The organism is Streptomyces sp. NPDC101191, from assembly GCF_044767915.1.
In the GTDB taxonomy this organism is placed as follows: Bacteria; Actinomycetota; Actinomycetes; order Streptomycetales; family Streptomycetaceae; genus Streptomyces.
The window spans coordinates 121,159-148,077 of sequence record NZ_JBIWOU010000013.1; the positions used below are offsets into that span (position 1 = coordinate 121,159).

Here is a 26,919-nt window from a genome sequence, read left to right on the forward strand (position 1 = left end):
CCGGCCGTCCTTAACTTGGTCTTACGGATAACCCCAGGGCGAAGAGTGCGCCTGGCACCAGTGCCGAGGCCCCCGCCCCCGACCAGACTCGAATGCGCCACCGCACGCGCACCAAGAAGACGCCGTAGCAATACATCCCACGCATAGGAGACATACCGTGACTTCGGCTGTGACCATCCCCAGGCACGGGGATACGGGAGAGGGAACGGCCGTCGCCGCACGGGCGCGGCAGGTCGTCAAGGCGTACGGCTCCGGGGAGACCCGGGTCGTCGCGCTCGACCACGTCGACGTGGACATCGCCCGCGGGCGGTTCACCGCCATCATGGGGCCGTCCGGCTCCGGCAAGTCCACGCTCATGCACTGCCTCGCCGGGCTCGACACCGTCAGCGGCGGTCAGATCTTCCTCGACGAGACCGAGATCACCCGCCTGAAGGACAAGAAGCTCACCCGACTGCGGCGCGACCGCATCGGGTTCATCTTCCAGGCCTTCAACCTGCTCCCCACGCTCAACGCGCTGGAGAACATCACGCTGCCCATGGACATCGCCGGCCGCAAGCCGGACGCCGCCTGGCTGCAGCGGGTCGTCGAGACCGTCGGTCTGGGCGAGCGCCTCAAGCACCGGCCCACCCAGCTGTCCGGCGGCCAGCAGCAGCGTGTCGCCGTGGCCCGCGCGCTCGCCGCCCGCCCCGAGATCATCTTCGGTGACGAGCCGACCGGAAACCTCGACTCCCGCGCCGGCGCCGAAGTGCTCGGCTTCCTGCGCCAGTCCGTCGACGAGCTCGGCCAGACCATCGTCATGGTCACCCACGACCCCGTCGCCGCCTCCTACGCCGACCGCGTCCTCTACCTCGCCGACGGCCGGATCGTCGACGAGATGCACGCGCCCACTGCCGACCAGGTCCTGGACCGCATGAAGGACTTCGACGCCCGGGGGCGGACCTCATGACCGTCCTCAAGACCTCGCTGCGCAACTTCCTCGCGCACAAGGGCCGCATGGCGCTGTCCGCCGTCGCCGTCCTGCTCTCCGTCGCCTTCGTCAGCGGCACCCTGGTGTTCAGCGACACCATGAACACCACCTTCGACAAGCTCTTCGCCTCCACCGCATCCGACGTCACCATCAGCCCCAGGGGTGCCACCGAGGACGACGAGATCCCGCAGAACGGGCGCCCCGAGACGCTGCCCGCCGCGCTCGTCGACCAGGTCAGGGGCGTCTCCGGCGTCAAGGCCGCGCAGGGGCAGGTCCTGTCCATGAGCGTGACCGTCGTCGACGCGCGGGACGAGAACGTCGGACCCACCTCCGGCGCGCCCACCATCGCCGCCAACTGGGCGGCCACCGAGCTGCGTTCGATGGAGATCGCCTCCGGCCACGAACCGCGCGGTCCCACCGAGGTCATGGTCGACGGCGGCACCGCCGAGAAGCACCATCTGAAGATCGGTGACGAGCTGCGCACCATCGCCGTCACCGGTGACTTCACGGCGAGGATCTCCGGCATCGTCGACTTCAAGGTCACGAACCCCGGCGCCACCCTCGTCTACTTCGACACCGCCACCGCCCAGCGTGAACTCCTCGGCAAGGAAGGGCTGTTCACCCACGTCAACGTGGACGCGGCGTCCGGTGTCAGCGACGAGAGGCTGAAGGCGGGCATCGCCGCCGAGATCGGCTCCGCCTACAAGCTGCAGACCGCCGCCGAGGCCGCCGACGCGGGCCGCGAGGACGTCGCCGGATTCCTCGACGTCATGAAGTACGCGATGCTCGGCTTCGCCGGGATCGCCTTCCTCGTCGGCATCTTCCTCATCGTCAACACCTTCTCCATGCTGGTCGCCCAGCGGACCCGCGAGATCGGCCTCATGCGGGCCATCGGGTCGAGCCGCCGCCAGATCAACCGCTCCGTCCTCGTCGAGGCGCTGCTGCTCGGCGTCGTCGGCTCCGTCGCCGGTGTCGCGGCGGGCGTGGGTCTCGCCGTAGGCCTGATGCAGATCATGTCCTCGATCGGCATGCAGCTGTCCACGGAGGACCTCACGGTCCGGTGGACCACCCCGGTCGTCGGCCTCGTCCTCGGCGTCGTCGTCACCGTCGTCGCCGCCTTCGTGCCCGCCCGCCGGGCCGGCAAGGTCTCCCCGATGGCCGCCCTGCGCGACGCCGGCACCCCCGCCGACGGCAGGGCGGGCCTCGTCCGCGGCGCCCTGGGGCTGCTGCTGACCGCGGCCGGCGCGGGGGCGCTGTGGACCGCGACCCGGGCCGACGAGGCCGGTGCGGGCTCGCTCTGGCTCGGCCTCGGCGTCGTCCTCAGCCTCCTCGGCTTCGTCGTCGTCGGCCCGCTGCTCGCCGGGGCGGTCGTCCGGGTCCTCGGCGTCGTCGTCCTGCGGGTCTTCGGCCCCGTCGGCCGGATGGCCGAACGCAACGCGCTGCGCAATCCGCGCCGTACGGGCGCCACCGGCGCCGCCCTGATGATCGGCCTCGCGCTGGTCGCCTGCCTGTCGGTGGTCGGCTCCTCGATGGTCGCCTCGGCGACCGAGGAGCTCGACCGGTCCGTCGGCGCCGACTTCATCGTGCAGTCCACCAACGGGCAGCCGGTCGTGCCGCAGGCCCAGGCGGCGGTCGAGAAGGCGCCGGGCCTGGACCACGTCACCGAGTACAAGTGGGTCGAGGTCACCGTCACCGACCCGCACGGCAAGGCCGGGAAGAAGACCGGGCTGGTCGCCGCCGACCCCTCCTACGCGAAGGACGTGCGCCGCGACACCACGGCGGGCACCCTGCCGGACGCGTACGGGCCGGGGGCCATGTCGGTCGGGAGCGACTACGCCGCCGAGCACCGCGTCAAGGTCGGCGACCGCCTCACCGTCGCCTTCCAGGGCGGCCGCACGGCCACGCTGCGGGTCGCGGCGATCACCTCCGACGCGAACAACATCGACAAGGGCGTGATGTACACGAACATCACGACGGCCGAGCGCTACCTGCCGGCGGAGAAGATGCCCAGGAGCATGATCGTCTTCGCCACGGCGAAGGACGGCCAGGAGACCGCCGCGTACCAGGCCCTCAAGGACGCCCTGAAGCCGTACCCGCAGTACAAGGTCGCCGACCAGGCCGACTACAAGCAGGACCTGAAGGACCAGGTCGGGCAGCTCCTGAACATCGTCTACGGGCTGCTCGCCCTCGCGATCGTCGTCGCGATCCTGGGCGTGGTGAACACCCTCGCCCTGTCGGTCGTCGAGCGGACCCGCGAGATCGGCCTCATGCGCGCCATCGGCCTCTCGCGCCGGCAGCTGCGCCGCATGATCCGTCTGGAGTCCGTGGTCATCGCCCTCTTCGGCGCCCTCCTCGGCCTCGGCCTGGGCCTGGGCTGGGGCACCGCGGCCCAGAAGCTCCTCGCCCTGGAGGGCCTGGAGGTCCTGGAGATCCCCTGGCCGACGATCGTCGCGGTCTTCGTCGGCTCGGCCTTCGTGGGCCTCTTCGCGGCCCTGATCCCGGCCTTCAGGGCGGGCCGCATGAACGTCCTGAACGCGATCGCGACGGACTAGCGCGCCGCGTGCACGGGGGACGGGCCGGGCCCGGCGGAGCGATCCGCCGGGCCCGGCCCGCGTCGCGGAGGTCAGGGGTGTGTCCGACACGAACGAGTGATCGTCGCCGCGTCGTCGTAGGCTGGAAGCCCCGGCCCGTGAGACGTGTCGGGCCGTTCGCGTTGCCCACCTTCGCCGGGATGGACCCTTCATGAGCCTGCACGGTCTGCTGGACGTCGTCGTCAAGGACGCCGCACTCACCGAGGCGGTCAAGGCCGCCATGGACGGCAATCGCCACCACGTGGACCTCGTCGGTCCCCCCGCGGCCCGCCCCTTCGCCGTGGCGGCCCTGGCCCGGGAGACGAAGCGCCCGGTGCTCGCCGTCACCGCCACCGGGCGCGAGGCCGAGGACCTGGCCGCCGCCCTGCGCTCGCTCCTCGATCCGGACACGGTCGTCGACTACCCGTCCTGGGAGACGCTCCCGCACGAGCGCCTCTCGCCGCGCTCCGACACCGTCGGCCGCCGTCTCGCCGTGCTCAGGCGACTCGCGCACCCGCGTGACGACGACCCCGCGGCCGGACCCGTCAGCGTCGTCGTCGCACCCATCCGCTCCGTGCTCCAGCCGCAGGTCAAGGGGCTCGGCGACCTGGAGCCGGTGGCGCTGCGGAGCGGCGGGACGGCCGACCTGGGGGAGGTCGTGGCGGGTCTCGCGGCCGCCGCGTACTCCCGCGTCGAGCTCGTCGAGAAGCGCGGCGAGTTCGCCGTCCGCGGCGGCATCCTGGACGTCTTCCCGCCCACCGAGGAGCACCCGCTCCGGATCGAGTTCTGGGGCGACGACGTCGAGGAGATCCGCTACTTCAAGGTCGCCGACCAGCGGTCCCTGGAGGTCGCCGAGCACGGACTGTGGGCGCCGCCCTGCCGGGAGCTGCTGCTGACCGACCAGGTGCGGGAGCGGGCCGCCGCCCTCGCCGAGCAACACCCCGAGCTGGGAGAACTGCTCGACAAGATCGCCGAGGGCATCGCGGTCGAGGGCATGGAGTCCCTCGCGCCGGTGCTCGTCGACGACATGGAGCTGCTCCTCGACGTCCTGCCGAAGGGCTCGATGGCGGTGGTCTGCGACCCGGAGCGGGTGCGGACCCGGGCCGCCGACCTCGTGGCGACGAGCCAGGAGTTCCTGCAGGCCTCCTGGGCGGCCACCGCGGGCGGCGGCGAGGCGCCGATCGACGTCGGCGCGGCCTCCCTGTGGGGGATCGCGGACGTACGGGACCGGGCGCGCGAGCTCGGCATGATGTGGTGGTCGGTGTCGCCGTTCGCCGCCGACGAGGCGGTGACGGAGGGCTTCGCCACCGACGCGGGGGGCGACACGCTCAAGCTGGGCATGCACGCCCCCGAGTCGTACCGCGGCGACACCGCCCGCGCGCTCGCCGACACCAAGGGCTGGCTGGCCGACGGCTGGCGCACGGTGTTCGTGACGGAGGCGCACGGACCGGCCTCCCGCACCGTCGAGGTCCTCGGCGGCGAGGGCATCGCGGCCCGTCTCGACGCCGACCTGACGCAGATCTCCCCGTCGGTCGTGCACGTGGCCTGTGGCGCGATCGACCACGGCTTCGTCGATCCGGCGCTGAAGCTCGCCGTGCTCACCGAGACCGACCTGTCGGGCCAGAAGGCCGCCGGCAAGGACGGCCAGCGGATGCCGGCCAAGCGCCGCAAGACGATCGACCCGCTGACCCTGGAGGCCGGCGACTACATCGTCCACGAGCAGCACGGCGTCGGCCGCTACATCGAGATGGTGCAGCGCACCGTGCAGGGCGCCACCCGCGAGTACCTGCTCGTCGAGTACGCCCCCGCCAAGCGCGGCCAGCCCGGCGACCGGCTCTACATCCCGACCGACCAGCTGGAGCAGGTCACCAAGTACGTGGGCGGCGAGGCCCCGACCCTGCACCGGCTGGGCGGCGCCGACTGGACGAAGACGAAGGCGCGCGCGAAGAAGGCGGTCAAGGAGATCGCCGCCGACCTGATCAAGCTGTACAGCGCCCGGATGGCGGCCCCCGGCCACGCCTTCGGCCCCGACACCCCCTGGCAGCGGGAGCTGGAGGACGCCTTCCCGTACGCGGAGACGCCCGACCAGCTGTCGACGATCGCCGAGGTGAAGGAGGACATGGAGAAGACGGTCCCCATGGACCGCCTGATCTGTGGCGACGTCGGCTACGGCAAGACCGAGATCGCGGTCCGGGCGGCCTTCAAGGCCGTCCAGGACGGCAAGCAGGTCGCCGTCCTGGTGCCGACGACGCTGCTGGTGCAGCAGCACTTCGGCACGTTCTCCGAGCGCTACGGGCAGTTCCCGGTGAACGTCCGTGCCCTGTCCCGCTTCCAGACGGACACGGAGGCGAAGGCGACGCTGGAGGGTCTGAAGGACGGCGCGGTCGACGTCGTCATCGGCACCCACCGCCTGTTCTCCTCCGAGACGAAGTTCAAGGACCTGGGCCTGGTCATCGTCGACGAGGAGCAGCGGTTCGGCGTCGAGCACAAGGAGCAGCTGAAGAAGCTGCGCGCCAACGTGGACGTCCTGACGATGTCCGCCACCCCGATCCCGCGCACCCTGGAGATGGCGGTCACCGGCATCCGCGAGATGTCGACGATCACCACGCCGCCGGAGGAGCGGCACCCGGTCCTCACCTTCGTCGGCCCGTACGAGGAGAAGCAGATCGGGGCGGCCGTCCGCCGTGAACTGCTGCGCGAGGGCCAGGTCTTCTACATCCACAACCGTGTCGAGTCCATCGACCGGGCGGCGGCGCGGCTGCGCGAGATCGTCCCCGAGGCGCGCATCGCGACGGCCCACGGCCAGATGTCGGAGTCGGCGCTCGAACAGGTCGTCGTCGACTTCTGGGAGAAGAAGTTCGACGTGCTGGTCTCGACGACGATCGTCGAGTCGGGCATCGACATCTCCAACGCGAACACCCTGATCGTGGAGCGCGGCGACAACTTCGGTCTCTCGCAGCTCCACCAGTTGCGCGGCCGGGTGGGCCGAGGCCGCGAGCGGGGCTACGCGTACTTCCTGTACCCGCCGGAGAAGCCGCTGACGGAGACGGCGCACGAGCGGCTCGCGACGATCGCCCAGCACACCGAGATGGGCGCGGGCATGTACGTGGCGATGAAGGACCTGGAGATCCGCGGCGCGGGCAATCTGCTCGGCGGCGAGCAGTCCGGTCACATCGCGGGCGTCGGCTTCGACCTCTACGTCCGGATGGTGGGCGAGGCCGTCGCCGACTACCGGGCCTCCCTGGAGGGCGGTGTGGAGGAGGAGCCGCCGCTGGAGGTCAAGATCGAGCTGCCGGTCGACGCGCACGTCCCGCACGACTACGCCCCCGGCGAGCGGCTGCGCCTCCAGGCCTACCGCGCGATCGCCTCCGCGAACTCGGAGGAGGACGTCAAGGCGGTACGCGAGGAGCTCACGGACCGCTACGGCAAGCTGCCCGAACCGGTCGAGAACCTCCTCCTGGTGGCCGGCCTGCGGATGCTGGCCCGCGCCTGCGGCGTCGGCGAGATCGTCCTGCAGGGGCCCAACATCCGCTTCGCGCCGGTGGAGTTGCGCGAGTCCCAGGAGCTGCGCCTGAAGCGCCTGTACCCGCGCACGGTCATCAAGCCGGCCGTCCACCAGATCCTGGTTCCCCGCCCGACGGCGGGGAAGATCGGCGGCAAGCCGGTGGTGGGCCGTGAACTGCTGGCGTGGACCGGGGAGTTCCTGGCGGAGATCCTGGGTTCCTGACCCGGTGCCCCTCGCGGGGGGACACGTGCGCGCACGGTCCTCCGGCGGCGCCGGCCCCCCGTGGGGCGGCACCCCGCGCCGGGACGCGGGGTGCCGTCACGGGCCGGGGCCTACAGCGCGTCGAGGTCGAGCGCCTCGGCCATCGCCCGGTAGCCCGCGTCGCCCGGGTGGAGGTGGTCGCCGGAGTCGTAGGCCGGGAGGATGCGGTCGGGGTCGGCGGGGTCGGCGACGGCGCGGTCGAGGTCGACCACGGCGTCGTAGGCGCCCGAGGTGCGCACCCACGCGTTGAAGGCCTCCCGCTTGGCCTCGTTCTCCGGGGTGTCGTAGAAGGAGCCCTTGATCGGGGTGAGGGTCGCGCCGACGACCTTCAGGCCGTGGGCGTGGGCCTGGCGGATGAGGGCGCGGTGGCCCTCGACGAGCCGGTTCACGGAGACCTCGGGGGTGGGGCCGCCGGGGAAGGCGGGGGTGCTGCCGCCGATGTCGTTGATGCCCTCCAGGAGGATCACCGTTCCGACGCCCTTCTCCGTCAGCACGTCCTTGCGGAAGCGCACGACGCCCGCTTCGCCCGCCCAGGTGGTGTCGTTGACGACCTGGTTGCCGCCGATGCCGTGGTTGAGGACCGCGCGCGGGCGGCCGGTGGCGGCGAGGCGCTCGGCGAGCTCGTCGGGGTAGCGGTTGTCGGCGTCGGTGGTGGAGCCGACGCCGTCGGTGATGGAGTCGCCGAAGGCGACGATGCCGTCCCGGCGGGCGGTGCGGGGGCCGCCGGAGACCTCGACGCCGGACAGGTAGTACCAGGAGGTGCCGGTCTCGGTGAAGGCGGCGCCCGAGGCGTCGGCCCGGTGGTCGCCGGACGCCCGGTAGCTGGTGGCGGAGGCCATGTGGTGGAAGGTGGCCGGGCCGGTGGGGCCGGCCAGGTAGAGGGTCACGGTGACCGACTCGAGCGCCTTGGTGCGGAACGGCACGCCGTCGCTGAGCAGGGTGCCGCCGGCCGGCACGGTGACCGCGCCGCGGCCGCCGAAGGTGAGCGCGCGGACCGAACCGGGCTCCACCGCACCGCCCCCGGCGGTGCGGGCGACCGTCGCGCCGGTCACGCGCAGCGGGGTCGTGCCGTAGCGGTTGGTGAGTTCGATCCGGGCCCTGGTGCCGCCCGCGGTGACCCGCACGATCTGCCGGACGGTCTGGTCGGCGAAGCCCTGCTGCGACCAGTTGGGGCCGAAGGGCGCGGCGGGCGCCTGCGGCGACGCGGCCCACGCGCCGTGCCAGGCGCCGGCGGCGGTCGCCGACCGGCCCGCGGTCGCGCTGTCGGCCGTGGCGGCGGTGGCCGGGACGGTGGCCAGGGTGAGGGTGGCGAGCAGGGCGATGCCCGCTCGCCGGAGGGTGCTGGTGCCGGTGGTCATGTCGCTGATCGCTTCCCCGTTGTCGTCAGTGCGTACGACGGGGATCAAGGTCGTGCCGACTTCAACTATTCCCGTGCCAGGGAAAGAAGTTGGCGGGGCGTCAGCCGAACGTCAGGCCCGCGAGCGCGTGGAAGACCTCGCCCGGGTCCCGGCCGGCCAGCGGGTCGTCCAGGTTGTGGGTGAGCAGCAGGGTCGCGAAGCCGTGCGCCAGGGACCAGGCGGCGATGCCCGTGGCGCGCGGGTCGGCGGCGCCGGCCGCGAGGCCGGTGACGCCCGCGCGGAGTTCGGTGGAGGCGCGTTCCTTGGCGGCGAGCAGCTCGCGGTCGTCGGCGCGGTGGAGGTCGGGCTGGAACATCACCTGGAAGTGCGCCGGGTGGGCGGCGGCGAAGCGTACGTAGCGCACTCCGCGTTCGCGCAGGTCGGGGGCGTCGGCGAGGGCCTCGGCGAGCAGGTCGTAGCCCTGGGCGGCGATCGCCGTGAGCAGTCCGGTGCGGTCCTTGAAGTGGTGCGCGGGGGCGGCGTGCGAGACGCCCGCGCGGCGCGCGAGGTCGCGCAGGCTCAGGGCGCCCGGCCCCTCGGTCGCGATGACGTCGAGGGCGGCGGAGAGGACGGCCTGCCGCAGGTCGCCGTGGTGGTAGGTGCGCCGGCCGGTGCCACTGGTCATGGCAGCAGCGTACGCGGAATCTAGGCATTGACAAGTTCGGACGGCGGGAGCAATCTTGTCAGTGACAAGATGAGCTGTGCGAGACCGAGGGGACCGGGCCGGCGCCCGGCGCGCCCCAGGAACCCAGGGAGGCAGTCATGACCGTGGAAACCCTGACCGTGGAGCCCGGCCGCGTCCGCCAGATGTGGCACCTGCTCGAACCGCTGAGCTCCGTCCTCTACTACGCCCCCGAGGCCTTCGACGAGGCCGCCGCCCTCGGCTACGACGTCGAGGAGCGCTGGCCGAGCTACTTCGCCTGGCGCGCGGCCGCCCTCGGCCCGGTCGGCGCCGGGCGGGTCGCCTCGGCCTTCTACAGCTTCAGCCCCGCCAAGGTCGCCCGGTACGTCCCCGCCGCCTGGGCCGTCGCCGCCCCCGTCGACGTGCTCGCCGCCCGGCTCCGCGCGGCCGACCGCGTGTACCGGACGCTCCTCGGCGACGAGTTCCTCGCGAGCCCCGGGCTCGCCGAGGCCGCCGCCCTCGCCCGGCGGGCCGCCGAGGCCGCCGGGACCCACGGGCGCCCGCTGGCCGCCGCCCACGCCGAGCTGCCCTGGTCCGAGGTCCCGCACCTGGTCCTCTGGCAGGCCGCCACGGTCCTGCGGGAGCACCGCGGCGACGGACACCTCGTCGCCCTCCTCGCCGCCGGGCTCGACCCCGTCGAGTCCCTGGTCTCCTTCGCCGCGGTCGGCGCCGCCGCCGAGGTCACCTTCGCCGGTCGCGGCTGGAGCGAGGACGAGTGGGCCGCCGCCCGGGAACGCCTCGCCGCCCGCGGCCTCGTGAACCCCGACGGCACCGCCACCGACGCCGGCCGCGCCCTGCGGGCCGAGGTCGAACTCCGCACGGACGAGCTCGCCGCCGCCCCCTGGGCCGCGCTCGGTCCGGAGGCCACGACCCGGCTCGCCGACCTGCTCGGCGGTCCCTGGCTGACCGTCATCGGCTCGGGACTGCTGCCGGGCGAGAACACGCTGGGGATCGGGAAGGTCTGAGGCCGGAGAAAAACCGTTTCTGCGCCCTACCGAACGCCCGTTAACCTCCCCCGCATGGACCTGCACATCACGACCCTCGCCGAACGCCCCGAACTCGAGGGGCGGATGTGGAACATGAAGGACCTCTGGCCGGAGTACATGATGTACGACCCGGTCGGCTGGTCCCACATGGGCCGCATCGTCGCGGAGTTCCCCGAGTACGTCCTCGTCGCCACCGACGGGGTCGCCGGGGCCGACGTCGTCGCCCGCGGCTTCAGCGTGCCCTTCGAGCTCCGTGCCAAGGGCCGCGGCGAGCTGCCGGCCACCGGCTGGGACCAGGTCCTGCTCTGGGCGTTCTCCGACCTGCGGCACGGGCGCACGCCGGACACCGTCAGCGCGATCGAGATCACCGTCGCGACGAGCGCGCTCGGCAACGGCGTCTCGCACCGCATGCTGGCCGCGATGCGCGCCAACACCCAGCGCCTCGGCTTCGCCGAACTGGTCGCCCCCGTGCGTCCCAACGCCAAGCACCTGGAGGCCGCGTCCTCCATCCACGAGTACGCGTTCCGCACCCGCGAGGCGGACGGCCTGCCGCACGACCCGTGGCTGCGCGTGCACGTCCGGGCGGGCGGCACCGTGGAGAAGGTCGCCCCGGCGTCGATGACGGTCGGCGGGTCCGTCGAGCAGTGGCGCGAGTGGACCGGCCTGCCCTTCGACACCGACGGCCCCGTCGAGGTCGAGGGCGCCCTGGTGCCAGTGCACTGCGAGGCCTCCCGGGGCTACGCGGTGTACGTCGAGCCGAACGTCTGGGTCCGCCACGCCATCTGAGCCGGACCCCGGTCCGAGCCATCTGGGCCGGACCCCGGTCCGAGCCATCTGGGCCGGACCCCGGTCCGAGCCATCTGGGCCGGACCCCGGTCCGAGCCATCTGAGCCGGACCCCGGTCCGAGCCATCTGAGCCGGACCCCGGTCCGAGCCATCTGGGCCGGACCCCGGCCCGAGCCATCTGAGCCGGACCCCGGCCCGCCCCCCGACATACAGAAAGGCGTGAAGGCCACCCCCCTCCGGAGGCCTTCACGCCTTTCGTCTTCCGGATGCCGTCCGGCCCGTCCGTCCCCCGTACGGACGGGCCGGAGGGTCAGCCGAGGCTCTTCTCGTCCACGACGTCCTTCTTCGCCGGCGCCTTCGCCACGACCGGCTTGTCGTAGTCGGAGAAGGCGATCGTGCCGGGCTCCTTGCCGCCGGTCGTGACGATCTTCAGCAGGTACGGCTTGCCCTCGGTGGCCACGTAGACCGTGGTCTTCTCGGAGCCGGAGGACTGCGTCAGCGTGAGCGCCTTCTTCCCGCCGACCGTGGTCTCCTGGCCCTTGGCCGCCCCGTCGGAGCCCTGCTCGAACTCGGCGAGCAGCGACTTCAGGTCGCACAGGGCGAGGCTCTCCTTCGCGTCCGGGTCCTTGGCGTCGGTCTTCACCCAGCGGCCCTTGAGCTCCTTGAGCACCGCCGCCTGGACCTCGGGCGACTCGCCCTTCGCCTGCTCCTTCAGGAACGCCTCGTCGAAGCGCATGTAGACCGCCTCGGCGTCCGGCCTGATCAGCTCGGCGGTGCCCGTCACGCCGAGCGTCATCGTGCCGGCGCAGCGGCCCCGCACGTCGGTCGCGAGGTTCGCCTTGACCGGGCCGTCGGTGGTCTTCAGGTCGATGTCGAGGGTGAGCGAGTCCGCCGTCTTCGTCGCCCCGATCGCCTTGTCGACGATCTGGGGCCCGCTCAGTCCGCCGAAGGGTCCGGCGGGCTTGGCGTCGTCCTTCGTGCCCCCGGAGAAGGGGCCGCAGGCGGTCGCGCCGAGCGCGACGGCGGCGCAGAGGGAGGCGGCGAGGGCGGCGCGGCGGAGGAGGGCGGTGGCAGGCATGGTGGGTTCTCCGGGGATCGGGGGCGTACGTGGTGCGCGGGGGAGTGGCGGGAGGGCGGGAAGGGGGCGGGGCGTCGGGCGGTGGCGCGGGTCAGCCGACCGCCGGAAACGGGGCGTGCGGGAGCTGCGTGTCGTACGACATGGGTGTGCCCTCCCGACAGTGAGTTCGTCTGACGCGATGGATCAATGACAACAGAGACTGTGAACCGAGTCAACACGGTTCACAGAAAATTGATCGGCTCACGCTGTGAAGTGGTGTCGGTGACGTTCGTCAGTAAGATCTGCGGCACACACACGCCATTGAGGGAGTTGAGGCAGGTGCCCGACAGCGCAGCCGAGGTGACCGCCGCGGGTATCGCCCGCCTCGCGGGGGTCGGCCGGGCGGCCGTGAGCAACTGGCGCCGCCGCCACGCCGACTTCCCCAAGCCGGTCGGCGGCACCGAGACCAGCCCGTCCTTCGCCCTCGCCGACGTCGAGGCCTGGCTGCGCGACCAGGGCAAGCTCGCCGAGGTCCCGCTCGGCGAGCGGGTGTGGCAGGAGGTCGCCGGCCATCCCGCCGGCGCCGTCACCGCCCTCGCCCACGCGGGCAGCGTCCTCCTCCTCGTCCGGTACCGGGCGGCGGCCTGGCCGGCGCTCGCCGGCGCGCCCGACGACCGGCTCGCGGAGCTGCTCCCGGTGCCGCTGGAGGAGACGCTGACGGAGCGTTTCGGCGCGGAGCGGGCCGTTCGCACGCCCACCGCCCGTGCGCTCCGCCCCTCCGTCCCGTTGGTGCGCGGGGTCGCCGAGCTCGCGGCCCGGACGAGCCCCCGCGAGGCATTCGACTTCCTGCTGGGCCGGCACCTCGACGCCAACCCGCGCCAGTACACGCTCACCCCGCCCGGTCCCGCCGCCCTCATGGCCGCCCTCGCGGGACCCGCGGCCACCGTCCTCGACCCGGCCTGCGGCACCGGCTCCCTCCTGCGCGCGGCGGCGGCCACCGGGGACACCCTCACCGCCCTCCACGGCCAGGACGCCGACCCCGACCTCGCCGCGCTCACCGCCCTGCGACTCGCGCTCGGCACCGACGCCGCCGTCGACGTCCGGGTCCTGCCCGGCGACACCCTCCGCACCGACGCCTTCCCGGCCCTCGCCGCCGACGCCGTGCTCTGCCACCCGCCGTTCAACGAGCGCAACTGGGGCCACGACGAACTGGCCTACGACCCGCGCTGGGAGTACGGCTTCCCTGCGCGTACGGAGTCCGAGCTGGCCTGGGTGCAGCACTGCCTGGCCCGGCTGCGTACCGGCGGCACCGCCGTCCTCCTCATGCCTCCCGCCGCCGCCTCCCGCCGCTCCGGCCGCCGCATCCGCGCCGACCTGCTGCGCCGCGGCGCCCTGCGGGCCGTCGTCGCCCTGCCGGCCGGCGCGGCGCCCCCGTACGGGATCCCGCTGCACCTGTGGGTGCTGCGCCGGCCCGTCCCCGGCGAGCGCCCGCCGGCCGAGCTGCTGCTCGTCGACACCGCGTCCGAGACAGGCGGCGGCCGCGATCGGCTCGACTGGCCGGCCGTCGAGACTGCCGTCCTGGCCGCCTGGCGGCCCTTCGACCGGGACGGCACGATCGGCGGGACACCGGGCGGGAGCCGGGCCGTGCCGGTCATCGAACTCCTCGACGACGACGTCGACCTGGCCCCCGCCCGGCACCTGCCGCCGCCCGCCGCCGCCGAGGGCGCGGCCCAGCTGGCCGGGGTGCGCACGCGCCTCACGGAGACGCTGCTCCGCACCCGCGAGCTGACCCCGCCCCCCGCCGCCGACACCGGCGCCGCCCCCGGCACCGTCCGCTGGCCCGCGACGACCGTCGGCGAACTCGCCCGGGCCGGCGCCCTCACGCTGCGCGCGGGCGGTACCGGCACGGCGGGCGCCCACCCCGGGTCCGGCCCGGTCGCCGTGCTCACCGACACCGACGTCCTGGCCGGTCAGGCGCCGTCCGGCGCGCTCCCGGAGGCCCCGGCCGACGCTCCGGCCGATGAGCCGGTGCTGCTCGCCGCCGGCGACGTGGTCGTCCCGGTCCTCGGCGGCGGCGCGGTCGCCCGGGTCGTCGACGCGGCGACGGCGGGCGCCGCCCTCGGCCGGAACGTGCACCTGCTGCGCCCCGACCCGGCGGCCCTCGACCCCTGGTTCCTGGCCGGCTTCCTGCGCGCCACCGCCAACAAACGCCAGGCCAGCTCGTACGCCTCCACCGCGACCCGGCTCGACGTCCGCCGTCTCCAGCTGCCGCGGCTGCCGCTCATCGAACAGCGGCGGTACGGCGCCCGGTTCCGCGCCCTGGCGGAGTTCGAGGAGGCGCTGCGGCTCGCGGGGCGGCTCGGCGAGCAGCTGGTGCAGGGGATGTACGACGGCCTGGCGGACGGCACCGTGGAGCCCTGAAGGTCTCGGTCCGGAGAACCCTGAGGTGGCTGTCGCCGCCGGTGTATACGCTCATCCCCGACAGAACCCTCGCAGGACCGATCCGGGAGCAGCAATGTACGGCCACGGCTATCCCCAGCCCACGCCACCGCCGAGCGGCGTCCCGGTGAACGTCATCGTGCTGCGGGTGGTCTTCGCGGTGCTCCCGCTGCTCAGCTGCGGCCTCCTGACCTGGGTGACGGCGCTGCGCATCGGTCTGCTGACCCGCCGGGTGGCCGACTGGGTGCTGCTCGCCGTCTCGGTGGCGGTCGTGATCGCCGGCATCGTCCTGATGCCCGACGACCCGGACACGACCCAGGCCGACTGGGCCGTGGGGCTCGTCCTCGTCAACGCGGCCGCGTTCACGGCGTACTTCCTGGTCGTGGACATCCGTCATGACCGCACGGGGACCCGCGGTCAGGTGCCGCCGCCGTACAACCCGTACGCGGCGACGGTGCCGCAGCAGCCCGGCTACGGCTACCCGCCCCAGCCCCAGCCCCAGCCCCAGACGCAGCCGCAGCCGCAAACGCAGCCCCAGCCCCAGCCCCGGCAGGTCGCTCCGCAGCAGCCGCCGGTGGCCAGTCCCCGCATCGACCAGGTCCGCGCCGAGCTCGACGAGCTCAGCCACCTGCTCCGCAAGGACCCCCGGGAAGGCGGGCAGTGAACGGCCGCGTCATCGGCGGTCGGTACGAGCTGTCCACGCTCATCGGACAGGGCGGCATGGGCCAGGTCTGGACCGCCTACGACGGCCGGCTCGACCGGCGGGTGGCCGTCAAGCTGCTCAGCCCCGTCACCATCAGCGGCCCGGCCACGGCGGCGGAGGAGCTCAGGCGCCGCTTCGTGCGCGAGTGCCGGGTGACCGCGCAGGTCGACCACCCCGGCCTCGTCACCGTCCACGACGCGGGCAGCGACGGCGACGAGCTGTATCTGGTCATGCAGTACGTGGAGGGCGCCGACCTCGCCGACCACCTGGCCGAGCAGGACCCGTACCCGTGGCCGTGGGCGGTGTCCGTGGCCGCCCAGCTGTGCGCCGTGCTCGCGGCCGTGCACGCGGTGCCGATCGTGCACCGGGACCTCAAGCCGCGCAACGTGATGGTCCGTCCCGACGGCACCGTCACCGTGCTCGACCTGGGCATCGCGTCCGTCCTCGACACCGACACCGACACCACCCGCCTGACCCATACCGGCTCGCCCATCGGCACCCCCGCCTACATGGCGCCCGAGCAGGCCATGGGCGGCGTCGTCGGCCCGTACACCGACCTGTACGCGCTCGGCGTGCTGCTGCACGAACTCCTCAGCGGAAACGTGCCGTTCGCGGGCTCCACGGCGCTCGGCGTGCTGCACCGGCACCTGTACGAGCCGCCCGTCCCGGTCCGCCGGCTGCGCCCCGAGGTGCCCGAGACCCTCGAAGCGCTCGTGCTGCGCCTGCTCGCGAAGGAGCCGCAGGCGCGTCCGTCGGGCGCGCAGGAGGTGTACGAGGCGCTGCTGCCGCTCCTGCCGCCGCGCGGCGCGGCGGGTCCCTCGGGCCCGCTCGACCCGACCCGTCCGTTCCGGCGGCCGCACGCGCCGTGGCCCGACCGGGCGGTGCAGGTCGCGGCGCCCCCGCCGCCGGTGCACGCACCGGCGAAGCCGGACGTGGCGGCGGCCGTCGACGAGGTGAAGCGGCTGCTCGCCGAAGGCTCGATCACCCGGGCCGTGGACATCCTCGGCGGCATCCTGCCGGCGGCGGCCGCCGAGCACGGCGAGCGCTCTCCGGTCGTCCGCATCCTGCGCAAGCAGTACGCGACGACGCTGCTGGACGACGGTCAGTACCGCCGCGCCCTGCCCGAACTGCGCCGCCTCGCCGAGGACCGCGTGGCGGAGGCCGGCCCGGCCGATCCGCAGGCCCTGCAGTTCCGCTACGACGCGGCACTGTGCCTGGAGCAGTTGGGAGACCCGGCGGCCGCGCTCACCGAGTACCGCGCGCTCCTGCCGTACTACGCGCAGGGCGGCGCCGATCCGGAGCGCCGGTCCCGCTTCTTCGACATCCGGCACCGGATCGGGCTGCTGCTCCTGGCGCGGGGGGACCACGCGGCGGGACAGGGCGAGTTGAGCGGGCTCCTGTTCGACGTGGAGCGAGAATACGGCCCGTATCACCCGCTTGCGGGTGATTTGCGGCGGGCGCTGGAGCGTCAGCGGCAGATGGGGCGCGGGTTCTGACGGGTCGGCAGGATCACGACTGCGTATCCGATTGGCGAACGACAAGAAGACGTCCCATTTGGGCAATTCGCGCTGTGTAACGTGCGCGTTTGATCGTGTCCACGCCTTCCTGTTCGAGGATCACTCCATGACCACGCCTCCGCCGTCCGACCCGTTCGCCGCTCAGGGTGCGCCCGCGCCGGCCCCCGCGCCCCAGAAGAAGGGTGGCGTGCTCAAGAAGATCGGCGGCTTCGTCGTACTGGTGATCGTCGCCGTGGCCGTCAAGGTCGGCCTGCCGCACCTGACCGGCGACGCCCCCGTGCACGCCAAGGTCGGCGAGTGCGTCACCGTCTCCGGTGCGGAGAACGACCCGAAGGTCGACACCAAGGACTGCTCCTCCGGCGTCAAGGACCTGTTCAAGGTCGCCGCGGTCCACGAGGACACCTTCGACCTGAACAAGTGCGACGAGACCAAGTACTCGGCGCTCGCCCAGCAGCTGGGCTCGGACAAGTTCGTCCTCTGCCTCGAAGAGGTCGCGGCGAAGTAGTTCGCCCCACGCACGGGGGAGGGGCCGGCCCGCAGGGGCCGGCCCCTTTCCGCGTCTTCGGCGCCGGGGCAAGGTCGCGGGCCGGTGCGAGCAGGGCTGTCGTTCGGCGACACGACCCACGATGATCAACGGTGGCCGTCCTCATCGGAGACCAACCTCACTCGGCACGATCAAGACAGCGTCAGACTGGCTGTCCGTTGTCAGAGGGTGGCAGCACGCAGCACGATCAGGGCGACGGAGGCCATGGTGAGGACCGCCGCCGGAGACGCGCCCTTGCGGTCGCCGACGCGCAGGTGGAAGGCGACCGCCCCGGCGAAATAGAGCGTCAGGCCGATCGCGGCGGCGATTCCGACGGGTCCCCACCAGAGTCCGGCGATCACACCGGCCGCGCCCGCGATCTGAGCGCCGATCAGGAAAGGCATCATGCTCGGCGGCACTCCGAGGGTGGATATCTGCTCGGTGATGTGCCGTGTCCGCAGCGACTTGGCCCCGGCCGACACCAGGAGAAGCGCCGACATGAGCACGGTGACGACGGCAAGGGAGACGAACATGGCTGAAACCTCAATCGTGCGAGATGCGAGTAAGGGGGCGTGCGCACCTCGACGACGATAGGCGGCCACCAGGAACCTCCAGGTAACCTTCGGGGCGTGAGCCTGCGACCCGGAATCGTCTTCCTCGCCGACTGTCCCGCTCTCCTGGCCATGGAGATCATCGCCAGCAAGTGGTCCATGGTCACGCTCTTCGCGCTGACCGACGGCCCGTTGCGCCACGGCGAGCTGGTCGAGCTGAGCGGTGGCATTTCGCGCAAGGTACTGACCCAGACGTTGCGCCGGCTCCAAGCCAACGGGCTCGTCGAGCGGCACGCGTACGCCGAGGCGCCGCCGCGCGTGGAGTACGCCCTGACCGATCTCGGGCGAACCCTGGAGGAGCCCATCAGGATGCTCACCGCATGGGCGCGGGAGAACGGCGAGGCGGTCGTCACCTTCCGGGAAGCAGCCGAGGCGGCCAGGACCGTCGAGGCGGATCAGGCGACCCCGGTGCAGACCCCTCATGTCGATGAGAACCCGAGCCGTTTCTGATCAACAGAAGAGGCTGGACCTGTAGACCCTGCCGCCGCCGGAGACGGCCCTCCGGTCCGCCTGGCGCAGCGGCACGGACGAGGCCACCCACGATCGACGGCGGGCGGCGGCAACGACAGGTCCCTCCGCAACAGTGATCAAGAACTACAGCTGGAACACTAGAAGCCCCTCACCGACCAGTCCTGCACGTTCGGCGTCCCGCCGGTCGCCTTCGTCCACAGGGTGAGGACCGCCCCGTCCGCCATGGAGTTCGCCTTCGGGTTGATCGCCTTGCCGTAGGCGTTGACCAGGACGCCGGAGGCGTCGGGGGTGAAGCGCTGGACGTCGCTCGACGGGTTGCAGGTCCACAGGGTCAGCACCGCCCCGTCGACGTTCGCCCCGTTGGCCTTCGGCGTCAGGCACCGGCCGCTCGCCCGGTGGACGAGGAGGTGGTCGGCCGCGTCGTACCGCCACCGCTGGACGTCCGAACCGGTGCACGACCAGATGGTGACGACGGTGCCGTTCGCCGTGGCGTTGCCGAGCGGCGTCGCGCAGACGGCGCCCGCGCGATGGGGATTGGTCAGCCAGGACCAGCCGTCCGCCTCGCGGCCCGCGGCGGGATCGACGGAGAAGACGACACGGCGCCCGCCGCTCGCGTTCTCCAGCGCCTCGTTGAGCCCCCAGAGCCGTCCCGCGCGCGGGTCGTACGAGAGCCCCTGCGACAGGTACGGCGCCTGGGTCAGCACCCGCGGCGCCTCACCGGCGCGGGCCGCGTGCAGACAGCCGTACCCCGCCGGCGAACCCGGGGGGCAGTTGCCGCTCACGTAGAAGGTGTCGCCACCCTTGGCGATGCCCTGGATGCCGCCCACGGGGCTCGTGTACGCCGTCCCGTACGCGGCCACCCGCTCGGGCGTCCCCGTCCCCAGGTCGGCGAGCGGCCAGCGGACGACCCGTGCTCCGCCCTCCGAGCGGTTCTCCACCGAGACCAGCGCGGGTCCGTTCGCGGTGTCGGAGAGGTCGACGCTCAGGCTGCTCAGGCACAGCTCGCCGAAGTTGTTCGCGGCCGGCCCGCAGGCGCGCGGGGTGCCGCGCAGGAACGCCGTCGACGGGTCGTCGGGCTTCGCCGTGCTGATGGTGCTGTAGCGGGCCACGAGCGGCAGTGCCCAGCGGTGGTACCGGGCCGAGCTCGTGCCGCCCGACAGGCCGGTCCCGGCGCCGGTGGTGTCCGTCATGCGCCACAGGTGGTTCAGGTCGTACACCTGGAGTTCGGCGCCGTTCGCGACGAACAGCCGGTCCTTGTACCAGGCCAGACCGTCCGCGTGGGACGGGAAGACGGGCTTGGTGAACCCGCCGCCCGCGACCGGCTCCACCAGCGCGACGTGCCCGTACGAGACGGGGGCGCCGCCCCCGGCCGACTCGGCGATCGAGACGCGGGTGTACTCCTCGGGGCTGCCCATCGTCCCGAAGTACCAGGACGCGGCGACCAGGGGCCGCCCCTGGTACGTACCGTCCGCCGTCCCCGACGCGTGCGCCCCGGCGAAGCCCTGCGGCATCCACCCGCCGCCCGTGTCCGTGTACCCGGTCCTGTCGTCCTGGTCGTCCCAGCAGAAGCCGTCGGGCCGCAGGGCGCCGTTGAGGCCGGTCGCGCGCAGAGGCCGGGCCGGCCGGTCCGGGAGCCGAGCACCTCGCTCACCGGGGCCGTCGAGACCCCCGCGGCCTCGACGGCGCCGATGAGCTCGGTCTTCACCCCGTCCACGCGGGTCAGCGCGAAGTTCGCCTCGAAGGGATCCAGGCCGCCGGCGGCGTGGGCGGTGGGTACGGGTAAGAGGGCGGAAGCGGCCAGGGCGGCCCCCACCACGAGTCTGGTGATACGCATCCGGGCAGCTTAGGCACCGGCTCGCGATCACCTGGGATCCGGCGCGTCGGGGCAACACGCGCCCCGCCGGCGGATCGTCGCCTAGGCGTCCCAGTCGACGCGGGTCGAGGGGCTGACCGGCAGGGTTTCGAGTCCGTCGTCCTTCAGGAGCCGCTCGGCGGTCTCCGCCGAGCAGCCGACGTAGGTGGACAGGAGGTCGTAGTCACTCGTGACCACCCAACTGCGGTCCTGCGGCCACCAGAACTCGGGGCCGCTGTCTCCGACCACCGACGCCAGCTCTTCCCTGACCGTCTCCAGCCCGGCCGGCGAGGCACACCGGACGATCGGCCCGTCCTCGCCGTGCAGCAGGGCCGCGAGGTCGTAGGCGAAGAAGAAGACGGCCTGCTCGCCGGAGACTCCTGCGAGTACGCGGGTGAGCGCCTCCCGGCTGTCGTCGTCGAGCGCCCCGTCCGGGGCCTGCCACAACGAACGCGCCGGGCCCTCCCGGGCGTCGTCCCGCAGCCGCCGGTGGGACAGCTCGGCACGGAACGGGACGGCCGACTCTTCGGCCCACGCCCGCCAGGTGCGCGTACGACCCGAGCCGTCGGTGGCCTCGAAGCGGTGGAAGATCCGGACGTACGCCTCGAATCCGCCCGGGACGAGCTCGGACACCACATGCCCGGGCCCCGGCTCCGCCCGCCCCAGCCCCTCCTGGAGCCAGGCGAGCTCCGTCCCCTCGTACGTCCAGTCGCGCTTCTCCGCCATGTTTTTGACCCTGCCTTGGGCGGCGAGTGTCTGGAGGTCGCCGACGGCCTCCTCCCACAACTGCATGATGAACTTCCGCGAATCGGAGGGGGAATGGGCTCGATCGCGAACTTGATCGTATCTGAGCCGGAGGTGCGCGACAGCGGCCGAATCCTGGACCAGCTCACCCGAATATCCGCAGGCGGAGCGGCTGAGCGCGGGTCTGAGGGCGGTGAACGAGCGGGTGCGGGCCGCGGCCGTCGGGTTGCCGGACGCGGAGGTTCCCGGCGCCGCCCGTGGCGGTGGCGGGGTGTGCGTACGGTGACGGGCTCGCCGTACGGCGGCGGGAGGCGCGGTCGCGGTACGACGGGAGCGCGGAGGCGGACGCGAACGTGCTCCTCCGGCGGCATCTCGCGGAGGAGCACGGGGGGTGAGCGGTGGGCGTTCAGGCGTGCATCGCGGCGGCCTGGCCGGCCACGTAGTCGCCGGCCGGGACCTGGAGCATGACGTTCAGGCGGTTGAAGGCGTTGATGAGGGCGATGAGCGAGGTGAGGGCGAGGAGCTGGTCGTCGTCGTAGTGCTTGGTCGCGTTCTCCCAGACCTCGTCCGGGACGCCGTATCCGTCGGCGAGGCGGGTGCCGTGCTCGGCCAGGGCGAGGGCAGCGCGCTCGGCCTCGGTGAAGACCTTCGCCTCGCGCCAGGCGGCGACCAGGGCGAGGCGGACGGCGGTCTCGCCGGCGGCGACGGCCTCCTTGGTGTGCATGTCCAGGCACCCGGCGCAGCCGTTGATCTGGCTGGCGCGGATCTTCACGAGCTCCTGGGTGGTCAGCGGCACCCCGGCGTCCTCGACGACCTTGTTCGCCGCGACGAGGTGCTTGACGAGCTTGGCGGAGACGGGGCTGCCGAAGATGTTGAGACGCGGTTCCATGGTGGGCTCCTTCTGCGTTCTTCCGTTGTCGCCGTCGCCTTGCCGGAGCGGCTTCAACCCTGGGACGAGACGGCCCGCCGGGCTGTGACACGGCCGGACGTGACCTGGGTCACGCCCGACCGTGTCGTGTCGCACGGCTTCCCCGTGCGGATCACAGGCTGCGGGCGGTGATGTCGCCGTTGGAGGTGGTCGCGCGGATGTCGAGCTCCGGGTTGCCCTCGTTGCGAAGGGCGTTGCTGACGCGGCCGTAGGCGGTGCCGGCGTCGAGGGTGGCGGAGACGCCGCGTGCGGCGCCGATGTGGATGTCTCCGGACCGGGTGCTCAGGGCGACCGTGCCGCGTACGGCCTCGGCGATCCGGACGGCGCCGCGCTGAGTGCTGATCTCCGCGGGGCCGCCGAGCCGGCCGACCTCCACGTCGCCGTCGGTGGCGGTGAGGCGGAGGCTCGCGGTCTCGTCGAGCTGGATCCGGCGGTAGGCGCCCTCGAAGACGACGTCGCCGAGCCGGCCTTCGCCGCGCAGTTCGGCGGCGGCGGCCTTGCCCTCGACGCGGGAGCCGGCGGGCAGCTGGACGGTGACCTCGACGGAGCCGCGGTCGCCCAGGATCCGGCTGTCCGCGGCCGGGGTGGCGACCCGCAGGACGCCGTCGGTGAAGTCGACCTCGATCTGCTCGGCGGCCTTGGTGTCGCGGCTCTTGGAGGAGTCGGCGGGCAGGACCTCGACGGTGGCGTCGGAGCGGTCGGTGGCGACGAACCGGATGCGCCCTGCGGGGATCTCGACGACGGCGGTGACGGGGGCGGCGGTGGCGAACTTCTGCATGACGGTTCTCCTCGGTGTGCAGCGCGGACCCTTGCGGCCCGTCGTTTCTGACGATGGAAACGCTACGTTGCGTTCGAGGAGTCGGCAACAAGTATGTTGCGCCAACCTGGGATATCGGCAGGTCAATAGAGGGAAATCGTTGCAACGGATGCGTATCTAACGCAACATCGAAACGAGGGGTATCCGGCGTCCATTGCAATGAATGGCGGTTGAACGCTACGGACGCGCCGCGGGGACGGGCGGTCCGGCCGCGGCGGCCGCGTCCTCGGCCGCACGCGCCACCGGGACGGCCGGGCGCCGGCGCGTCCGGAGCACCGCCACCCACCCCGCGAGCGCCAGAAGCGCCGCCGCGCCCGTGCCCAGGCCCGCGCGGAGCCCCGGTGGCCGGAAGGTGCAGTCGACCTGGCGCTGACCGGCCGTCAACGGGACGGCCACCAGGCCGCCGTACGACGCCGCCGGGCGCCCGTCGCAGCGCCAGCCCTCGATGGCGGGGGAGGAGAGGACGAGCGTTCCGGTGGCGCCGGGGCGCAGGACGGCGCGGAAGCCGGTGTCCGTCACCCGGACCGACGCCGGGGCGGTGGCCCGCAGGGCGGTGACGGCGGCCCGCAGGCGGGTGTGGTCGAGGCAGGCGACCTCCGCCTTCGGCGGGACCTCCGGGCGCAGGCCCGGCACCTTCTGGACGCCCAGGGAGGTGACCGTGGCGCGCCACTTCGGCAGCTGCCCGCGCAGCTTCACCGTGCGGTCGCCCAGCCGGGCCCGGCCGGTGAAGTCGGGGGCCGAGAGGAAGACCTCGGTGCCGGACCGGCAGGCGCCGTCCGCCGCCGGCGGCTCGTACACCCGCGCGCCCAGGAGGAGTTCCTGGTTGCGGAACGGGGAACGCCCGTAGACGGGGGCCGGGCCCGGCGGGCGGACCGTCACGAGGGGCAGGGCCGGGCCCGTACGGACCACCGTGCCGTCCCGCCAGCGCGCGCCGACCGCGAAGAGGGCGTCGGTCACGGGGTTGTCCAGGCTCTGGAGGTTGCGCCCGCGGGAGGTCCAGCCGACGCCGAGCGCGGCCATGGTGCGGGTCAGGACGTCGGGGGTGAGGCTGCTGTAGTAGGAGCCGCCCTGGGTGCCGAGCATCATCGGCTCGTTGCCGGTGCGCTGGGTGCGGCCGGAGTCCGTGCGGTAGGCGGGCCAGCCGTCGGCCTCGGCGAGGGCGGCGGTCCGGCGGCCGTCGGCCGCGCTCCACACGGGGTAGTCGTCCAGCCGGGCGAGCCGTTCCTTGTCGCCCCAGGCCGTCGTCGCCGAGGCCTGGGCCACCAGGACCGCGGCCAGGAGCAGGGCGGCGAGCCGCCCGCGCCGTACGGACGGGACCGCGACCACGACCGCGAGGCCCGCCGCGAACAGCGCCCAGCCCCACGGTGTCGCCTCGTCGCTGCCCAGCGCCGCGAGGGCCGGAAGACCGACCACCGCCGCGCCGCCGAGCAGGGAGCGCCGGTCCGGCAGGCCGTCGGCGATGGCCGCCCACGCCGCGAGGACCAGCACGCCGGTCAGGACGAAGGTCTGGCGGTACGGGCTGCCGTTCGGCGTCGCGAAGCAGTGCCAGACCAGGTGGGTCGGGCCCCACTGGAGGGAGAGCGCCACGCCCGCCACCACGGCCGGCCACAGCCACCGGCGGCGGAAGAGCAGGGAGGCCGCGAGGACCGGGACCGCGGTGAAGACGAAGAGGGCCGGGGTGGAGAAGCCGTACGTGGCGGGCATCAGCCGGGCCGCCAGGTCCGCGCCGTCCGCCGCCGTGAAGTCCCGGACGACGCCCGGGAAGGCCTGCCGCGTGCCGAGGAAGACGGGGACCAGGACGGGCGCCGCCAGGCCGACGCCGACGAGGACCGTCACCGCGCCGCGGAGCAGCACCCGCCACCGCGGGGCCGTCACCAGCAGCACCAGCGCGGCGCCCAGCGTCGCCATGTACGCGGTGTAGAAGTTGGCGGTCCAGCACACGGCGACGACCAGCGGCCCGAGCAGCGGCCGGCGCCCCTCGCGTACCCACACGCCCACCAGGCAGAGCAGTGGGAAGGCGATGAGGCCGTCCATCCACATCGGGTTGTAGACGGCCTCCAGGACCGCCCAGCCGCACAGTCCGTACGCGGAGCCGAGCAGCCCCGCTCCCCACCACACGCCCGGCCGCATCCGCGGCAGCGTGAACGCCATCGCGGCGGCCGCGGCCGCCATCTTCAGGACGGTGATCGCGTAGAGCGCGTAGGCCAGGTCCGCGCGTGGCGCGAGGGCCACGAGCGGCGCGAAGGGGCTGGTCAGATAGGTGCCGAGGTCGGGAAGGAAGCTGGTGCCCCAGCCCGACTGCCAGTTCAGCAGCAGTCCGCCGTCGGCCCGGCCGTGCAGCAGGTCCCACAGGTGGGCGTGGAAGGGCAGGTACTCGTTGCCCAGGTCGTTGACGCTGCGCCGGTGCGAGCCGAACGGGAACGTGTCGGCGACGGCGTCGCCCGCGCACACGGCGAGGACGGTGAGCAGTCCGGCCAGCGCGGGCGCGCGGCCCGTACCGCCCGCCACCGGCCGGTTCTTCCAGATCTTCCGGATCTTCATCGTGGAACGAATATGGCAGTGATAATGCCGAAATCCGCCCCCGATCCGGGCAGTTCATTGAATGGTCGCCTGGAGGTCACCGGTGGAATCCGACGGCGCCATCCGCACCGGTTGTCGTGTCGTGTGTGCTGCTCTCGATCGTGGTCCCGTGCTTCAACGAAGAAGAGATCATCGGTCGCTTCCACGACCATGTGACGAAGGAACTCTCCCGCTTCGAGGGGGAATTCGAGATCGTCTACGTGGACGACGGAAGCCGTGACCGAACGCTGACCCTCCTGCAGGGGATCGCCGGTGCCGATCCCCGCGCGCGTTACGTCTCCTTCAGCCGCAACTTCGGCAAAGAGGCCGCCATGCTGGCCGGCCTCCAGCACGCGGCCGGCGACGCGGTCGTCATCATGGACGCCGACCTCCAGCACCCGCCGGAGCTCGTGCACCGCATGGTGGCGCTGCACGCGGAGGGATACGACCAGGTCATCGCCCGGCGCACCCGCACCGGCGACCGGGTCACCCGCACGCTGACGGCCCGCGCGTACTACCGGGCGATCAACCGGCTCGTGGACGTCGAGCTGGTCGACGGCGTCGGCGACTTCCGGCTCCTCTCCCGCCGTACGGTCGACGCGATTCTGGAACTGACCGAATACAACCGTTTCTCGAAGGGTCTCTTCGCCTGGGTCGGATTCCGGACGACGACCTTCGAGTACGAGAACGTGGTGCGCGAGCAGGGACGTTCCACATGGACGTTCGGAAAGCTGCTCAACTACGGTCTCGACGGCCTTATCTCCTTCAACAACAAACCCCTGCGTGCCGCCGTCTATCTCGGAATGATGCTGGTCGCGGTGGCTTTCGCGTACGCCGCCTGGATCGTCGGTGTCGCCCTGGTGAACGGGGTGGACACGCCGGGCTATGTCACCCTGCTCGTGACGGTCACGGCGCTCGCCGGTGTCCAGATGGTGATGCTGGGACTGGTCGGCGAGTACGTCGGCCGTATCTACTACGAGGTGAAGCGGCGCCCGCACTACCTGGTGCAGGCCTCCAACGCGGTCGTCCCCGGACCGCGCCGCGCCTCCGCCTCCGCCGCACGTGACGAGGAGCTCCTCCGGCGATGACCCGAACCGCCGTGACCTGGCAGGTGGTGCGCTTCGGTCTGGTCGGCGCCGTGAACACCGGCACGTACTACGGGCTCTACCTGCTTCTCGGCCGCGGGCTGCCGTACATCGCCGCGCACGTCCTGGCCTTCGCGCTGTCCATGGTGGGCTCGTTCTTCCTCACCTCGTACTTCACCTACCGCACCCGCCCGACCTGGCGGAAGTTCCTGCTCTTCCCGCTGACCAACGCGGCGAACTTCGTCATCACGACGGTCGGCGTCTACGTCCTCGTCGACCTGCTCGGCGTGGACAGCACCTACGCGCCGCTGATCGCCGCGGCGGCGGCGATCCCCGTCACCTTCGTGCTGTCCCGGACGATCATGCTGGGACCCGACACCACCCGAACACGTGAGTCGTTGACCGAAACAGTCGCCTCCAAGTAGTGGCCCGGGCCACGGCGACTGCCTAACATCGATC

At 72.7% G+C, this 26,919-nt stretch carries 21 protein-coding genes; 12 read left to right on the plus strand and 9 right to left on the minus strand.

Going from position 1 to position 26,919, the window contains the following annotated elements; translation table 11 throughout:
- The first annotated feature begins 157 nt into the window (after positions 1-157).
- From ACIRQF_RS35410 to mfd, 3 genes are all read left to right on the plus strand, one after another.
- On the plus strand, positions 158-946 hold the full coding sequence (locus ACIRQF_RS35410) for an ABC transporter ATP-binding protein (protein ID WP_404098777.1): 789 nt from the start codon (positions 158-160) through the stop codon (positions 944-946).
- Positions 943-3,519: an ABC transporter permease gene (locus tag ACIRQF_RS35415; protein ID WP_376637010.1), complete on the plus strand. Its 2,577-nt coding sequence runs from the start codon at positions 943-945 to the stop codon at positions 3,517-3,519. Before ACIRQF_RS35410 ends, ACIRQF_RS35415 begins: the two co-directional genes overlap by 4 nt.
- Positions 3,520-3,709: 190 nt before the next feature.
- Positions 3,710-7,264 carry a transcription-repair coupling factor gene (gene mfd / locus ACIRQF_RS35420; protein WP_376637009.1) on the plus strand — a complete coding sequence of 1,185 codons (3,555 nt, stop codon included), beginning with the start codon at positions 3,710-3,712 and terminating at the stop codon, positions 7,262-7,264.
- Between the two features lie 110 nt (positions 7,265-7,374).
- On the opposite strand, the gene ACIRQF_RS35425 is transcribed toward mfd, so the two are convergent.
- Together ACIRQF_RS35425 and ACIRQF_RS35430 are read right to left on the minus strand one after the other, a co-directional pair.
- On the minus strand, positions 7,375-8,661 hold the full coding sequence (locus ACIRQF_RS35425; protein WP_404098782.1) for an SGNH/GDSL hydrolase family protein: 1,287 nt from the start codon (positions 8,659-8,661) through the stop codon (positions 7,375-7,377).
- Between the two features lie 100 nt (positions 8,662-8,761).
- Complete coding sequence (locus ACIRQF_RS35430; RefSeq protein WP_404098784.1) at positions 8,762-9,325, minus strand: TetR/AcrR family transcriptional regulator; 564 nt, start codon at positions 9,323-9,325, stop codon at positions 8,762-8,764.
- 137 nt (positions 9,326-9,462) lie between these two features.
- On the opposite strand from ACIRQF_RS35430, the gene ACIRQF_RS35435 reads away from it, so the two are divergent.
- The gene (locus ACIRQF_RS35435) at positions 9,463-10,347 is read left to right on the plus strand and encodes a hypothetical protein (RefSeq protein WP_404098787.1); all 885 of its coding nucleotides are present in this window, start codon (positions 9,463-9,465) and stop codon (positions 10,345-10,347) included.
- Positions 10,348-10,401: 54 nt separating this feature from the next.
- Positions 10,402-11,154 carry an N-acetyltransferase gene (locus ACIRQF_RS35440; protein ID WP_376637005.1) on the plus strand — a complete coding sequence of 251 codons (753 nt, stop codon included), beginning with the start codon at positions 10,402-10,404 and terminating at the stop codon, positions 11,152-11,154.
- A gap of 310 nt (positions 11,155-11,464) precedes the next feature.
- On the opposite strand, the gene ACIRQF_RS35445 is transcribed toward ACIRQF_RS35440, so the two are convergent.
- Positions 11,465-12,232 carry a hypothetical protein gene (locus tag ACIRQF_RS35445; RefSeq protein ID WP_404098790.1) on the minus strand — a complete coding sequence of 256 codons (768 nt, stop codon included), beginning with the start codon at positions 12,230-12,232 and terminating at the stop codon, positions 11,465-11,467.
- Between the two features lie 318 nt (positions 12,233-12,550).
- Between ACIRQF_RS35445 and ACIRQF_RS35450 the strand changes: the two genes are divergently transcribed.
- From ACIRQF_RS35450 to ACIRQF_RS35465, 4 genes are all read left to right on the plus strand, one after another.
- Positions 12,551-14,632: an N-6 DNA methylase gene (locus ACIRQF_RS35450; RefSeq protein WP_404098792.1), complete on the plus strand. Its 2,082-nt coding sequence runs from the start codon at positions 12,551-12,553 to the stop codon at positions 14,630-14,632.
- A 94-nt stretch (positions 14,633-14,726) separates the two neighbouring features.
- Positions 14,727-15,314, plus strand: a complete 588-nt coding sequence (locus ACIRQF_RS35455) for a hypothetical protein (protein ID WP_404098794.1) — start codon at positions 14,727-14,729, stop codon at positions 15,312-15,314.
- The gene (locus ACIRQF_RS35460) at positions 15,311-16,849 is read left to right on the plus strand and encodes a protein kinase domain-containing protein (RefSeq protein WP_382485218.1); all 1,539 of its coding nucleotides are present in this window, start codon (positions 15,311-15,313) and stop codon (positions 16,847-16,849) included. The genes ACIRQF_RS35455 and ACIRQF_RS35460 overlap by 4 nt, the downstream gene beginning before the upstream one ends.
- Positions 16,850-16,976: 127 nt before the next feature.
- Positions 16,977-17,375 carry a hypothetical protein gene (locus ACIRQF_RS35465; protein ID WP_382485220.1) on the plus strand — a complete coding sequence of 133 codons (399 nt, stop codon included), beginning with the start codon at positions 16,977-16,979 and terminating at the stop codon, positions 17,373-17,375.
- A 200-nt stretch (positions 17,376-17,575) separates the two neighbouring features.
- Here the strand turns inward: ACIRQF_RS35465 and ACIRQF_RS35470 are convergent, their stop codons facing one another.
- Positions 17,576-17,926, minus strand: a complete 351-nt coding sequence (locus tag ACIRQF_RS35470) for a DoxX family protein (protein ID WP_404098797.1) — start codon at positions 17,924-17,926, stop codon at positions 17,576-17,578.
- Positions 17,927-18,076: 150 nt separating this feature from the next.
- Between ACIRQF_RS35470 and ACIRQF_RS35475 the strand changes: the two genes are divergently transcribed.
- Positions 18,077-18,454: a winged helix-turn-helix transcriptional regulator gene (locus ACIRQF_RS35475; protein ID WP_404098844.1), complete on the plus strand. Its 378-nt coding sequence runs from the start codon at positions 18,077-18,079 to the stop codon at positions 18,452-18,454.
- Positions 18,455-18,612: 158 nt separating this feature from the next.
- Here ACIRQF_RS35475 and ACIRQF_RS35480 read toward each other — a convergent pair whose 3' ends face one another.
- From ACIRQF_RS35480 to ACIRQF_RS35500, 5 genes are all read right to left on the minus strand, one after another.
- Positions 18,613-19,986, minus strand: a complete 1,374-nt coding sequence (locus ACIRQF_RS35480; RefSeq protein ID WP_404098800.1) for an RICIN domain-containing protein — start codon at positions 19,984-19,986, stop codon at positions 18,613-18,615.
- 404 nt (positions 19,987-20,390) lie between these two features.
- Positions 20,391-21,119 carry a hypothetical protein gene (locus ACIRQF_RS35485; protein WP_404098802.1) on the minus strand — a complete coding sequence of 243 codons (729 nt, stop codon included), beginning with the start codon at positions 21,117-21,119 and terminating at the stop codon, positions 20,391-20,393.
- Positions 21,120-21,477: 358 nt separating this feature from the next.
- Complete coding sequence (locus tag ACIRQF_RS35490) at positions 21,478-21,960, minus strand: carboxymuconolactone decarboxylase family protein (protein WP_389753895.1); 483 nt, start codon at positions 21,958-21,960, stop codon at positions 21,478-21,480.
- 151 nt (positions 21,961-22,111) lie between these two features.
- The gene (locus ACIRQF_RS35495) at positions 22,112-22,777 is read right to left on the minus strand and encodes a DUF4097 family beta strand repeat-containing protein (protein WP_376638295.1); all 666 of its coding nucleotides are present in this window, start codon (positions 22,775-22,777) and stop codon (positions 22,112-22,114) included.
- 216 nt (positions 22,778-22,993) lie between these two features.
- Positions 22,994-25,357, minus strand: a complete 2,364-nt coding sequence (locus ACIRQF_RS35500) for a YfhO family protein (protein WP_404098805.1) — start codon at positions 25,355-25,357, stop codon at positions 22,994-22,996.
- Between the two features lie 125 nt (positions 25,358-25,482).
- Here ACIRQF_RS35500 and ACIRQF_RS35505 point away from each other — a divergent pair, with 125 nt between their 5' ends.
- Together ACIRQF_RS35505 and ACIRQF_RS35510 are read left to right on the plus strand one after the other, a co-directional pair.
- On the plus strand, positions 25,483-26,463 hold the full coding sequence (locus tag ACIRQF_RS35505) for a glycosyltransferase family 2 protein (protein WP_404098807.1): 981 nt from the start codon (positions 25,483-25,485) through the stop codon (positions 26,461-26,463).
- Complete coding sequence (locus tag ACIRQF_RS35510; protein WP_376638298.1) at positions 26,460-26,885, plus strand: GtrA family protein; 426 nt, start codon at positions 26,460-26,462, stop codon at positions 26,883-26,885. Before ACIRQF_RS35505 ends, ACIRQF_RS35510 begins: the two co-directional genes overlap by 4 nt.
- Positions 26,886-26,919: the final 34 nt, after the last annotated feature.